Annotated in this window: 10 protein-coding genes; all 10 read right to left on the reverse strand. The window is 73.1% G+C overall.

What is annotated here, in order from left to right:
* Positions 1-24 precede the first annotated feature (24 nt).
* Genes ACFYZZ_RS21455 through ACFYZZ_RS21500 form a run of 10 tightly spaced genes read right to left on the reverse strand, consistent with a single transcriptional unit; the run spans position 25 to position 13,283 of the window.
* Positions 25-2,202 (reverse strand): hypothetical protein, encoded by a 2,178-nt coding sequence (locus ACFYZZ_RS21455; protein ID WP_389178132.1) that lies wholly within the window; start codon positions 2,200-2,202, stop codon positions 25-27.
* Positions 2,202-5,990 (reverse strand): putative baseplate assembly protein, encoded by a 3,789-nt coding sequence (locus tag ACFYZZ_RS21460; RefSeq protein ID WP_389178135.1) that lies wholly within the window; start codon positions 5,988-5,990, stop codon positions 2,202-2,204. The genes ACFYZZ_RS21455 and ACFYZZ_RS21460 overlap by 1 nt, the downstream gene beginning before the upstream one ends.
* The gene (locus ACFYZZ_RS21465) at positions 5,987-9,127 is read right to left on the reverse strand and encodes a putative baseplate assembly protein (RefSeq protein WP_389178138.1); all 3,141 of its coding nucleotides are present in this window, start codon (positions 9,125-9,127) and stop codon (positions 5,987-5,989) included. The genes ACFYZZ_RS21460 and ACFYZZ_RS21465 overlap by 4 nt, the downstream gene beginning before the upstream one ends.
* Positions 9,124-9,510 carry a GPW/gp25 family protein gene (locus tag ACFYZZ_RS21470; protein WP_389178141.1) on the reverse strand — a complete coding sequence of 129 codons (387 nt, stop codon included), beginning with the start codon at positions 9,508-9,510 and terminating at the stop codon, positions 9,124-9,126. Before ACFYZZ_RS21470 ends, ACFYZZ_RS21465 begins: the two co-directional genes overlap by 4 nt.
* Entirely contained in the window at positions 9,507-9,842 is a 336-nt protein-coding gene (locus ACFYZZ_RS21475; RefSeq protein WP_389178144.1) for a hypothetical protein, read from the reverse strand. Before ACFYZZ_RS21475 ends, ACFYZZ_RS21470 begins: the two co-directional genes overlap by 4 nt.
* Before the next feature lie 17 nt (positions 9,843-9,859).
* A complete protein-coding gene (locus ACFYZZ_RS21480) occupies positions 9,860-10,396 on the reverse strand; it encodes a phage baseplate assembly protein V (protein ID WP_389178147.1) in 537 nt (178 codons plus the stop codon).
* Positions 10,397-10,429: 33 nt separating this feature from the next.
* Positions 10,430-11,569 (reverse strand): hypothetical protein, encoded by a 1,140-nt coding sequence (locus tag ACFYZZ_RS21485; protein WP_389178150.1) that lies wholly within the window; start codon positions 11,567-11,569, stop codon positions 10,430-10,432.
* Positions 11,562-11,924, reverse strand: coding sequence for a hypothetical protein (locus ACFYZZ_RS21490; RefSeq protein WP_389178153.1), 363 nt, complete (start codon positions 11,922-11,924; stop codon positions 11,562-11,564). The genes ACFYZZ_RS21485 and ACFYZZ_RS21490 overlap by 8 nt, the downstream gene beginning before the upstream one ends.
* A gap of 10 nt (positions 11,925-11,934) precedes the next feature.
* Positions 11,935-12,621 (reverse strand): hypothetical protein, encoded by a 687-nt coding sequence (locus ACFYZZ_RS21495; RefSeq protein WP_389178155.1) that lies wholly within the window; start codon positions 12,619-12,621, stop codon positions 11,935-11,937.
* The gene (locus ACFYZZ_RS21500) at positions 12,618-13,283 is read right to left on the reverse strand and encodes a hypothetical protein (RefSeq protein ID WP_389178158.1); all 666 of its coding nucleotides are present in this window, start codon (positions 13,281-13,283) and stop codon (positions 12,618-12,620) included. The genes ACFYZZ_RS21495 and ACFYZZ_RS21500 overlap by 4 nt, the downstream gene beginning before the upstream one ends.
* Between the last annotated feature and the right edge of the window lie 11 nt (positions 13,284-13,294).

The raw sequence follows: 13,294 nt of genomic DNA on the forward strand, positions 1-13,294 counted from the left end.
GGGTGGGTCGTACGGCGGCACGGCTCACGTCACGAAGAAGATCCCGGCGTCCGCGCCCGCGGGCGTGTACTCCGCGAGCCGCGCCCTGAGACCGTCCTCCCGCTGGGGCCGGTACAGGTCGTGGAAGGCGCCGAGTTCGGCGCCGTCGTCCGCGCCGCGCCGGATCTCCTCGGCGCACCGGTCCGCCAACTGGCCGTACCAGGGCGTCCCGTAGCGCTCGGAGGCGAACAACGGCCGTACGCGGCCTGCCTGTTCGGGACCGACGAGGTCGGGCTGGCAGCGGTGGCGGCGCGGGGTGCGCGAGCCGGGCGGGACAGAGGAGTACCGCAGGCAGCCGATGCCGCGCCGGGCCACGTGGAGCCTGCCGGTGAAGACCGAGTTCTCGGCGATCTCCACCGCGTGCGTGTGCACCTCGCCGATGACGGTCGTGCGGTGCAGGTGCAGGACGGCGTGGGCGTGGCGGCAGTCCGGGGCGGAGAGGGCCTCGCGGCCTGGGCCGGTGGCGTCCAGGACGCTGTCGCGCAGATGGATGTCGAGGGGGTCCTCCGAGACCTCGTCGCCGATGACCTCGATGGTGCCGAGGATGCTGTGCTCGATCTGGAGGCAGGCCGTGGTGCGTTCCAGGACGATGCTGGGTTCGTCGGGCGAGTGCGGCTCGCACTCGGGCTCCAGCGACCAGCCGGGTACGAGGGTGGAGTGCCGGACGACGACGGCGCCCATCGGGCCGGTGACGTTGATGCCGCGGCCGGCGACGAGGAGTCCGTCGAGGACGACCCGCGGCCGCTCGTGCGGGGCGCAGTCGTCCTGCACCGCACGGATGTTGAGGGCGTCGGGGCGGTTGCTGTACCAGTCCAGCAGCCGGATCACCGGCCTGGTGCCCTCGGCGGCCCGCAGTTCGAGGCGGTCGCCGGGGTCGAGGTCGAAGTCCAGCTGCTCCTGGTAGGCGCCGCTGTGGGTGATCTCGATGACGCCGGTGCGCTCCGGGCTGCCCTCGTCCTGCCAGGCCCGGTAGGCGTCCATGATGCGCTGGTACGGCTGGCCGGGGCCGACCCGGTAGAAGTCGGCGTCAGGTCGCTGCTCGCGGTCGGGGCGCTTGTACTCGCCTCCGCCCATGTCGGCGCCGGACGCGTAGTGGTAGTCGACCCACACGCCCTGTCGGGGCGCGGAGCGGGAGCCGAAGGCGATGCGGCCCAGCTCAGGGTCGACGGCGACCTGTCCGCGCCCCGGGCGGTAGCGCCAGTCGGACAGGTCGGCGACGACGATGTCGGCGGGCGGTACGGGCCGGTCCTCGCCGTCGCGCCGGATGACGAGGCTCTTGCCGGGGCCGTAGTAGTCGGCGAGCCGGTCGTGCAGCAGGCGGCGGGTGATGAACGCCGGGACGTTGTCGACGGCGGCGATGTGCGCGGGCGAGGGCTCCGGGACCGGCTTGGTGACCAGGGGGGTGTCGTTGCCCAGGATGGAGAAGGTGTACAGGTTGCGGGCGCGGTCGATGCAGTAGGCCGGGGACGCGGTCAGGGAGTACGGCTTCAGCCGCCAGACGAAGAGCCCGACTCCGGCGGGAGTCCGACCGCCCTGCCTCTTGGCAGAGTTGGCGCGTCGTACGTCGACCGTCCGGGCCGTCTGCTCGAAGGGACCGCCGGCCAGGGCGAGCGCGCTGCCGTCCCGCAGGTCGAGCAGGCGTCCGCGGTCCCCGCGCCGGCCGGTGCCGTACAGCTTGACCGGCTGGGTGTGGGCCACCAGCCGGGACAGTTCGACGGCGCGGGCGGGCCAGTCGGCGACCTGCTCGGACAGCTCCTCCAGGAGGTGGAGGGTGCCCTTGCGGCGCCGGTTGGCGACCGTGGCCGCCACGTCGCGGCGCGGGGCGACGGCCTCGGCGAGCGCGTCCCGGCCGCCGGTGTGCAGGCCGGTGGTGAGGACCCGCTCGTAGCCCGGCAGGGTGCGGTAGCCGACCAGGTCGCCGAGGTACGGCAGCACCCAGGGCGCCGCGGTCTCCACGAACAGGTCCGCGTAGCCCTGCTGGACGCCGTCACGGACCCGGTCGAGCTGCTCGGCGATCACTGCGAGCAGGGCCCGCAGCGGCTCGCCCTCCTCGGCGTCGCGCAGCCGGTGCCAGCGGGGCAGCAGCTCGGCGAGCCCGTCGGGTTCCCGGGGCAGCACCGGGGCCGGGGCCTCCGACTCGACATCCGTCGGCTTCGCGGACATCACTTGACCTCCGTCAGAATCAGGGTGTCCGCGGCCCGTGCCGACAGCATGGTGAGCTGGGCCGGCCGGATGCCGCGGAACACGAACACCGTCCGGCCCTCGTCCAGGCGCCGGGTGTCGGTGATGTCGGGGTTGAGGCGCAGGAGTTCGGCGAGCGGGATGCCGTGGCGGGCGCAGACGGACGACAGGGTCTCGCCGTGCGTGTCGCGGACCGTGTGGGTCCGTTCCTCGTACGACGCCGGGTGCGCGTGGACGGACGCCCTCGGTGTGCCGGGGCTCGCGAGCAGTGCGGTGAGCTGTTCCGGGGTGGCGGAGGCGGGCACGCCGGTGAAGACGTCCACGTCCACGTAGTCGACTCCGGGCACGGAGTGCGCGGCGGCGAGGACTTCGGAGAGGCGGGCCGGACGGCCCAGCTCCCTTCCCTCGTAGCCGAGTCGGAGCAGCAGTGCCTGGCGCAGCCTGGGCTCGACGTACTCCCAGGCGTGGTCCGGGGCGAGCTTCACCTTGGCCGCGATCAGCAGCAGGACGAGTTCGCGTACGTCCACCCGGACCGGCAGGTTCGGGTCGCCGTAGTCGGTCAGCGCCCCGCGCAGGGGCCGAAGGTTGTCCTCGCCGAGCGGGACGTCGTCGGTTCCGGCGACCGTCACGTGCAGCACGCGCCGCCGCCCGTCGAAGAGTTCGCGGGCGGCCGCCCGGCCGATGCCGGCGCGGGAGCGGGCGAAGTCCTCGTAGTCGGCCTCGGAGACCAGCCGGTCCAGGGCGGAGACCGCGAGCGGGATCGTACGGCGGGTGAGTCCGGGCCCGTCCGCGTCGGCGCCGCCGGTCGCCGGGCGCGGGTTGGTGACCGCGGTGACGCCGAGGGGGCGGGTGAGCGGCTGGGTGATCCGGTCGGCCGGCACGTTGGCGGCCTTGCCGGTGCCGAAGCGGTAGCGGGCGCGGACGTTCTCGTGGCCGCTGGGCAGGCGGGCGCCGTGGACTCCGTCGCCGAAGGTCACGGTCGTGCGGCCGTCGGAGGCGGTGCCGGTGATGTACACCCGCTCGGTCGGGCCGCGCCCGGCGAGGCTGTCGACCTCGTGCCAGAGCACGCCGTCCACGCGGATGTCCAGGACGGGTGTGGCGCCGAGGGGGTTGTCGGCGGCGAGCCAGGTCAGCGGGGACTGCCAGAGGGCGAAGGTCTGGTTGACGCGGTCGGAGTCCCCGCTGCCGATGGCCTCCTCGCGGCTCTCGCCGTGGGTGGCCTCGACGACGTTGCCGAGGACGCGGACGCTCGCCCGGTGGTAGCGGTGGACCAGGTCGGTGGTGAGCGTGAGCCGGGTGTGGACGTGGTCGCCGGGGAGCCGCGGGTCGACGGCCGGGTCGGCGGCGGCGATCGTGACCACCTCGGTGGCGGTGACGCCGGTCGTGCCCGGGACGTCGGTGCGCTCGCCGCTCACGATGAGCGTGCGGCCGGGGCGCAACCCGTCGTACAGCTCGTCGAGTTCGATCTCGTTGCCGTGCACGTCCTCGCCGAGCGGCTCGTCGGCCGGGCGCAGCGGCTCGCCCGCCGCGTGCACGGTGGTGTCGCGGATGTGGGAGAGCAGGACGTCGGACTCGTCCAGCCAGGGTTCCGCGAGGGTGAGTTCGGTGCCGCGGCCGGTGATGCCGTAGTTGGAGTACGCCGCCGTACGTGCCGCCACGACCTGGGTGGTGACGAAGGCGAACCTGGCGTCGCCGGGTACGGTCGTGCCCTTCGTGGGCCGCTGGATCGCCACCCAGCTGCCGACGGTGATGCCGTCGTGCACGCTGTCCAGTTGCAGGACGCGGCGGTTGAAGGGCTCCGGCTTGCCCGCGATGACGATCTCGACGTTGGGCTCGGTGCTGCCCACCGTGTACCTGAGGCTCACCTCGTACTCGCCGTGGGTGATCTGCTTGGTCTCGCCCGGCCGCAGGGAGATCTCCTGGGCCGTGCCGTTGTGGATGCCGACGTGCACCTGGCCGTCGTCGTCCGGGCGGGACACGAACAACCTGCGTTCGGGCAGGCCGGAGTGGAGGCGGGCGGTGACGCCGGGTTCCTCGGCGGTGGCCGGACGGCGGCTGAGCCAGCTCAGCTCGCGGTCCTGGGGGGAGCGGGTCGACAGTTCGACCTGGCCCGGGCCCAGGATGAACGTGACCGGCTGGGCGACGGGCAGGTTCTCCGCGCGCTGGTCGCTGCTGCTGCCCTCGACGTACTGGAACTCCGCCCGGACCGGGGCCTTGCCCGCGGGGTCGTACACCACGCGCATGCTCGCCAGCACCGCGCCGGTCAGCGGCCAGTCGGAGGTGCGGATGACCCGGCCGCGCTCGTCCTGGACGGGCTTGAGCGGGGCGGTGGCACCGAAGGGGGCCGCCGTGACACGCATCGCGAGCAGGTCGCGCAGGAGCTGCACGGCGCCGGGTGCGGCGGCCGTGCGCCAGGCCGGGTAGAGGCTTCCGAGGCCCGGGTTGAGCGCGGAGAGAAGACGGGCGGTGTCGGAGCCGGGGCGGCGGCTGCGGGCCCCCTGCCCGGGGGCGGGGACGGCGGTGCGCAGGGCCGGGAGGACGGTACTCAGGGCCTGAAGGGCGGCCTGGCGGGGGTCCGGGAGCGTGGCCTTCTCGGCGGCGGCCTCCGTCGGCTGCGCGGTCTCCGTCGGCTGCGCGAGCTGTGCTGGCTGTCCTGGTTGTGCGGGCTGCGCGGGCGCCAACTCCAGTGCGCGCTCGGCCAGTTCCGCCAGCACCGCCTCCAGCTGCTCGAACCACGCCGCCACGTCCTCGTACGGCTCGGCCAGCACCTCGGCCTCGCGCAGACGGGCGACGGGCTCACCGAGGCGGGCGGCGAGGCGCTCCGGGGTCTTGACGCCGTCCAGGTCCGTGCGCAGCGGGGCGAGGACCTGGTCGTCGAAGTCCTCGATCAGGCGGCTGACCGGGCGCGGGTTGGGGACCTCGGGCGTCGGCGGCTCGTCGCCCGGTTCGCCGGGGGCGGCCGGCGCGGCGGTCCAGCGCCGGACCTCGTCCACCAGCTCCTTGAGCGTGGGCGGGGCCGATCTGGGCAGCGAGATCGCGGTGATCTCGTCGTCACGGTCGATCCGGACGCCGGCGACGGGCAGCAGCTTCCGTTCACCGCCCGCCTGTTCACCGAAGACGAAGAGCAGCTGGTCGCCGGTCTGGAGGGAGTTCGCGGTGCCCTCCACGAACAGTTCGGAGCGGCGGTCGAGGTCCTCGGGTGTGACGAGGGAAGGGCGGCGGCGCCGTACCTTCAGCTCGTTCCAGTCCCAGCGGGCGGTCAGGTCCCGCGCGGTCTCGAAGGTCAGCGACTGCTCGTCGGCGGAGGCGGGCACGCTGTGGCTGCGCGCCCCGCGCGGGACGAGCACGGGCAGGGCCTCGGCGCGCGGGTCGCGTTCGAGGGTGTACGCCAGATGCGTGGAGGCCGCGACTCCGGGGCGCGGCCGGTGCCCGACGAGCCGTCCGAGCAGCACCAGGGACCGGTGCTCGTTGGCCGTGCGGATGTAGGCCTCGTCGGCGATCCGCTCGGAGTGGAAGGTGAGCAGGTCACCGAGGACGGCGGTGGCGTCGAGCAGGCCGACGGCCGGATCGTCCGGGGTGCGGACGGTCAGCTCGGCCAGGGCCGGGTAGGCGGGCGAGGCCAGCCGGTCGAGAAGGGCGGCGAGGAAGGAGCCGTACTCGCCGACCCGGTAGTCGAGCGCGGTGCGGCCGGGCGGGTTATGGGGCGCGGCGGGGGCGAGGCGCTCGTCGTGGCCGCCGCACGCGCCGCCGCAGGAGCAGGCCTGGCTCATCGGGAGCCTCCCAGAGATATCGCCAGCAGGCCCTGTTCGGGCCGGTCCGGGTCGTTGTCGCAGGTGGCGATCTCCAGCGGGCCGAGCCGCAGCACGCCGTCCTCCCTCTCTCCTCGGTCAGGTTCGAACAGCCGCCGCAGCCGGGTGACCTCGACGCTCTCCACCCCGGGGACGGCCGCCGCGGCGGCGACCAGACGGCTGAGCCGGACCGGCTCGCCGAAGGTCAGCGCGTCGGGGTGGAAGAAGCCGAGCCGTCCGCCGGGCAGCCGGCCGCTGCCCAGCACCCGGTACAGCTCGGCCAGGATCTGCCCGTGCTGGTGGCCGGGCAGGGCGCACACGGTGAGCGCGATGTCCAGCGGCACCGGCCGGGCGGGGCCGACCACCAGGTCGTGCCCGATGCGCCGGTACGCCTCCAGGGCCTGCACCGTCGAGGCGAGCAGCTCGTCGGACGGGGTGCCGCTGCCGTACGCGTCGATCGCGACGTGCGCCTCCTGGACGCTGCCGGTCCAGCGGATCTCGGCGGCGGCCCGCTGCACTCCCGGCAGGGCGGAGGCGAGGGCCGCGTAGTCCTCGGCGGTGACCGCGCGCAGCCGGGTGCGGCGCAGGTCGAGCGGTGCCAACTGGCGGACCTGCTCCAGCGGTTCGGGCTCGGTGCCGCCGGTGGCGGGCAGCGGATTGCGGACCGTGGCGGCCGGTGCCGCGCCGCCCGCCTCGACGACGAGGTGGTTGATGGCCTCCGCGCCGACGTTGCCCGCGAAGCCGCCGCCCAGCCGGTAGCGCACGGCCAGGCGTGCTCCGGGCGTCGGCTCGGCGCCGTGCCGTCCGTCGCCGAAGCGCAGGGCGAGGCGCCCGTCGTCCTCCGGCTCGCCGACGAAGTGCCGGTCGCGGGCACCGCTGTCGAGCAGGTCGCGGCGCGGTTCCCAGACCGTGTCGGTGCCGTCGTGGAGTCGTACGGCGGGCAGCGCGCGGCGCGGGTCCTGGGCGAGCGCGACGGTGGCCGAGCCGCGCAGGACCGGCTCCTCGGGGTGGAGTCCGGCCGCGTACGACGGGCCCCAACTGTGCGCGATCTCCCAGGCGATGTGTCCGTCGAGGACGGTGCCGGCGCGGGCCCGGGCGGCGAGGATCTCGACGCGGCGCAGCTTGGCGTCGAGCAACTCGTCGGTGCGGTGCAGGAGTTCGCGCAGGGCGCGGACCGGGTGGCGGCGCAGTTCCAGCCGCTCCAGCAGCTTCAGGCCGTAGATCAGGGCGAGTTCGGTGATCTCCTCCTCGTCGAGCCCGTCGCGGTCGCGCGCGCTGCGCCACAGTTCGACGAGCCGTTGCCGGACCCGGCCAGGAATAACGGCGATCCGCTCGGCCTGCCCGGCGGCGACCGTGCCCGGGTCCGGGAACGGCACGGCCTGGGTGACCGGCGCCCGGCCGAGGACGGGGCGGAAGCGGGGGCGGATGCCCGGGTAGACGGACTGCGCGAGCAGCGTCCGCAGCGCGGCGGCCTGCGCGTACGCCGTGCCGGGCACCACGCGCTCGTGCCGCTGCCCGGCACGTTCCAGGCCGAGCCCGGCGCGTACGGTGGCCCGCTCCCCCACGACCTCGAACAGCTCGCGGATGTCGTCCGGGGTGAGTTCCCGGCCGCTTTCCGCCTTGTCCGTGAGGGAGCCGAGGAGCCGGGCGGGCGCGTTGCCCTCCGTACGGTCGTAGCAGCCGAATGCGGGCGAAGCGAGATGGGGGTACCCGCGGCCGGAGGCTGGGGGAGGGTCGCAGGGCGCCACGACGGCCGGTACCGGCGGCACGGTGACCGTCTCGGTCGAGCCGGAGCGGCCGTGGTCGACGAGGACGGCGTTGCCGCGGGCGAGGGTGACGTCCTCGACGGGCAGGCAGTCGCGCCCGCCGCGGGTGACGAGGCACAGCGGGAAGCGCAGGGCGTCCTCGGCGGCCCAGGTGACCTCCAGGACGGGCTGGTCCTCGATGCGGTCCAGGCCCGGGGTGACGGAGGTCAGGCGTACGGCCTGGCGGTGGGCGGGGTCGGCGTCGCCGGGGGTGCCGGTGCGCGGGCCCTTGACCTCCTCCAGGACCAGGACGTCGCCCGGTTTCAGGTCCAGTCGGCGTTCCCGGCAGGTCTCGGGGTCCGCCCACTCGTCGCGCAGGGTGGCCGCGGTGGCCCCCTTGGGCAGGGCGCACACCTCGCCGCCCCAGGTCCACAGCCGGATCGCGTTGTGCGCGACGCGCAGCCGCAGCGGGTCGGCGGCGACGACCGGTTCGAAGACCTCCACCGAGCCGCGCTCGTCCAGGTCGCCGAGGTCGTTCTCGTCGATGACGGTGCCGGGCTCGGGGCGGTCGTGCGGGTCGAGGGTGCGCACGTCGACGGAGGCGAATCGGAACGTGCCCGGGGCCAGGGTGTGGTCGGCGGCGGTCTCGACGGTCACGTACGCACGGGCGTTGCAGCCGTCGTGCATCGCGTAGTCGATGAGCCGGACGTGCCGGCGCACCGAGACCCGGCGGCGCGCGGTGTCCAGGTAGGCCTCGGTGGCGACCGCGTCCTGCTGGTAGCTGATCTGGTCGCCGGTGTACGCGAGCAGTTCCACCAGGGTCGTGCCCAGGTCGGCGGGGTTGCGCTCCACCCAGTCGGGGGTGGTCAGCGCGAGCCGGTCGAGCAGCAGCTTGCGGATGGTGTCGTAGTCGCGGGCCGTGTAGTCGATGACCGGGGCGGTCGGGAAGGCCGGGGGCTCCTCGGCCTCGTCCGTGCAGTCGAAGGGGGTGGGGCAGTCGGGCCGGAAGGCGAAGCTCGCGCTGTGGTAGCGCTGGTCGAAGCCGCGGTACGGCTCGGTGCCGGGCCGGCCGTAGGGGTCGGCCTCCACCAGCGACAGCCGGTAGCGGGAGGTGTCGCCGGCCCGGTCGAGGGTGACGTAGAGCCGGTCGTCCAGCTCCGGGTCCTCCTCGCGCTCGACACTGACGTCGACGGCGGTGATGCCGGTGATGCGCCGGCCGCCGTCGATGCGGACGTTCTCGGGGCCGAGGCCGTGCGGGGCCTTGCCGAGGAAGGTGACGGTGAGCAACAGCCCGTCGTCGCTGACCTCGACGGCGTCGACCCCGCCCAGCTGGGCGGCCCGTACCTTGGCCCGCCGGGCGGTTCCCGCGCTCATGCCGCCCTCCCCTCGAAGACGTCCTCGCGGACCGCCCCGGTGGCGCGTACGAGGTACGACAGATGCACGCGTACGACGTCGTCGCCGCTCTCGATGTCGAGGGCCACGACCTCGACCAGGTCGCCGAGCCAGCGCTGCAGCGCGGCCTGGACGGAGAGTTCGAGGGTGCTGACCAGTTCGGGGCTGCTCGGGGCGAAGACCAGGTCGAGCAGTCCGCAGCCGAAGTCGGGCCGCATCACCCGCTCGCCGGGGCTGGTGAACAGCAGCTGCTCGATCAGGTCGTGGACGTGCTCGGCGGGGCGGGCGTGCGCGGTGCGTCCCCGGCGGTCCGCGTGGAAGGGGAACGCGATGTCGGTGCGGGTGCGTGGGCTCGTCGGCCTCATCGGACGGTGACCTTTCGCTGCGCGGCCTGGACGACGGGCGGTCCCTGCGGGACGAGGGCCGCGCTGAAGCACTGGGCGGCGGAGGTGTCGAGCAGTACGGGCGCGCCGTCGACGGTGACGCCGGAGGCGTTCGCGGTCCAGCGGACCGAGACGCACGGCGAGGGCACCCCGTCGAGCGTGTGCGGGCAGCCGGTGACGACGTACGTGTGGGCGGCCGTGGCGACGGCGGCGCCCGCGATCCGTGCGCCGCCTGAGGGTGTGGTGGCGGGCGCGGCACGGCCGCCGTGCGGGCAGCCGATCACGGCGCTCGCGTCCAGCAGACTTCCGGACAACTTCTTTCCCCCGTTGTCTATCGCTTGGAGAGGACGGTCAACTGGCCCTCGTTGATGGTCACTTCACGACCACGCAGGACGACCTCGGCGCCCGCGCCGGTGGCGATGACCACGGCTTCCTTGGTGATGCGGATGTAGGCACCGCCCTGGGCCTGGAGGAGGATCCCCTGTTCGGCGCCGGCGGTGTCGTTGAGCACGATCTTGTGGTTGCCCGGGGTCTGCACGACGACGGGCTTGTTCGTCGTGTTGGCCTGGAGTTCGCGGCGCGCGTCGGGCGGCAGTTCGCCGGCGTCGCCGTACCAGCAGCCGGTCCATACCGGGAAGCTGGGGTCCCCCTGCTCGAACTCCACCCACACACCCGCGCCCGGTGGCGGCACCACGAACTGCCCCGACTCCGGCCCGGTGAACGGCAGGCAGGGCAGCGCCCAGGTGGACGGCTCGTCGCCGAGCACGTCCGGGACCTCGGCCGTGATCCGGCCGATGTGCAGCGGATCGTTGTTGTCCACGACCCGGCCGCGGAACTTGCCGAGGTAGCGATTGCTGGGTGCCGCCATGATGAACTGCTCCTGGATCTTCGGTGGTTCGGGTCAGGGCCGGACACGGTCGCTGCGCGCTTCGAGCCCCTCCCGGGAGAGGGTGAAGTTCTGCTGGAACGAGCCCGGGCGCAGGTTGTGGGTGACCGACTTGACGAAGTAGTCGCCGTCGTAGGCCCGTCCGGCACCGCGGACGCCGACGAGCCGGCGGGGCTGGAGGAGGTAGCCGTGCCGGTTGACGTCGAGCGATCCGGAGCCCGAGACGACGTCGGCGGAGACCGCGGCCCGGGCGAGGAGTTCGGCCTCGGCCTGCTCGCGCTGCTGCTTGGCGGTACCGGCGAGGGTCCGGCGCTTGAGGGCCGGGGTGGGCCGCCTGCCGAGCGGCGGGCGCAGGGGGCTGATCGGCGGCTGGGGCAGGAGGGTGGCCTGCCGTGTCCCGGGGTCCTGCCAGCGCGCCTGCGGTTCCTCGCGTGCCGTGCCGTCGTACGCGAACGTCAGCTGGTCCACGGTGGTGCCCGCGTCCATGTTGACGTTGAGGGCGTGCTGGCGCAGGCCGAGCCGGACCTCCGGGCCCCAGCGGGCGGACGACTGGCCGGGGTTGGGGCCGGGCTCCAGGTAGAAGGTGTAGCCGTTGGCACGGGCCAGTTCGGTGACGTACTGCAGATCGGTGCCGGTCTGGTAGTGGACGCGCAGGTCCTGGTGCGGGGGCTGGGACACCTTCTCCGTGTAGACGTCCGGCCGGATGCCGTAGTCCGAGTAGCGGCGCAGGATGGCGAGTACGCGCTCGGACGGGGGCAGGTTGGGGTAGCGGGCGGTGCGCTCCTCCAGGTCCATGAGCAGCGTCAGGTCCTCACCGGTGACGGTGAGGGTGGAGTGGCCGGGGATGTTGCTGGCGCCGACCTCCTGACGCACGATCAGCCCGTCGAACAGCACCTCGGGGGTGCCGCGGACGCTGACCGCGACGATGACGCGCGTCTTGGGATCGAAGAACCCCTCAGGCAGCAGGCGTTGGTTGATCAGCCCGTGCTTGGTGAGGTCGAAGGCGAACTGGAAACCACTGCGCTCTCCCGCAGTCGCGGTGATCTGGGCGGACAGCAGTGCCTCGGCGACCTCGGCCGGGACCGGGCGGGCCAGGGCGGGCCCCATGAGGAGCTGGATGTGGACGGGGCCCTGCCGCACGGGCTGTTCAGACATGCCGCTCCCCGCGCGGGAAACCGCCGGCCGGCGGAATGCCGATGACGCGCCCCGCCTCGTTCGTCAACTCCCGTGGATCAAGCACAGGATTGGCGTCGGCTATCCGCCACCACTGTCCGGGGTCGCCGAGGAAGCGCTGTCCGAGCAGATCGGGACGCTCGCCGGCCCCGACCGTGTGCGGCTCGGTCTCCTCGTGGAGCGGAGGCAGCAACCGCCGCTTGGTGTACCGCACTTCGGTCCCGTCAGCGCGCCGGTGCACGCCGATCTCGGCGTCGTGGTAGCGGCTGGTCCGTGGGTAGGGGTGTGCTCCGGGTATGGAGTCGAGTGCGCTCTCGTAAGGCTCGGTGCCGGCCATGGCTCTCTCCTCATCCCCTTCCGGTCATGAGTCCGACGCCACCGAGGCCGAGGGCGCCCAGGCTGCCGCCACGCGCCGCGGCCGCGAGCCGCTCCTTCTGCGCCAGGTGCGCCATGTACAGGTCGGCACCGCGATGCCCGGCGGGCAGGTCGCTCACGGTCAGGATCTTCATCCCGATGCTCAGCGAGGCCCGGATCGGATTGAGGTCGACGTCGAAGGCGGACTCGTTGACGGACAGTTCGGTGAGCCGGACGGGCATGACCCGCTTGCTCCCCCAGGTGAACAGCGTCAGCGGCATCTCGATCGGGCTGATCTCGATGCTCCCCTTCTGCGTCAGCTTGCTCGCGGCCCGCAATTGCGCGGTCGTCGGCTGCACCAGCATCTCCAGGGTGGCGAGCTGCGGGTGGATCCCGTCGGGCGCGGCGACCTCCAGCTGGTCGGTCGCGTCGATCTCGGCGGTGAACTTCCAGGTCTCCTGGGCGGGGCCCTTGAGCCGCAGGGCTTCGTTCCGGTCCCCGCTACCGGTCCCGCCGCCCCCGGCGTCCCCGCCGTCGCCGGCACTCTGCGGCGCGATGCTGCGCTCCAGGGTGTCGGGGTTGAACTGGAGGACGATGAGGCGTTGGGGGGTGCCGGTGTCCGGGTTCACCACGACTATGCCGGAGCGGATGGGTTTGGGGATGTCGGCGTAGCGGGTCACAGGCGGGCCTCCAGGCGGGCCGTCAAAGGCGCGTAGTCGTACTCAGGGAACTCGTCCGGGAAGATCCGCAGCATGTTCCTGAGGTTTTCCAGGACGTACGCGTACTCCCGCTCACCCAGCCGCACGTCGGCGAAGAGGTACTGCCAGCCGGTCACTCCCTTGGTGATGAACAGGTGGTCGAGGTAGTCGCGGTAGTCGAGGTCGAGCCGCACATAGTCGTGGTACCTGTCGAGGAACCAGATCTCCGGGTTCGTGACGCCCGGCTGGAATCGCATGGCGGCCAGGCGGCCTTCGCCGCCACGGGAGATGTCGTCCAGGATGCGGAGTTCTGAAAGGAGCGCCCGGTCGCTTTCCTTCCGGGCGAGGTCGTCGACCGCCAGCCTGGTCTCCGGGGTGATGTCGATGCTCACGACATCGAATTCACCGACGAGTGTCGTGCCGGAATCGGCGGCACGCCAGTACAGTGCCATGTTCCGATAAGGGAAGAAGCACTCCTGCAGCCTCGGCTCGAGTGGGTAGCCGTCCTCGGCGAGCATCTCGAACAGCCCGCCCGGGTCCGCCCCCGGACCTCCCGGCCCCCGGTGCTGGTCGAGGACGTCCAGGAGCGGTGACTCGCGTACCTCGCGGAAGACCTGCTCCAGGCGGCGCTCATACGGAAACATCCGATTCATTC

Source organism: Streptomyces sp. NPDC001816 (assembly GCF_042892235.1).
Lineage (GTDB): Bacteria > Actinomycetota > Actinomycetes > Streptomycetales > Streptomycetaceae > Streptomyces.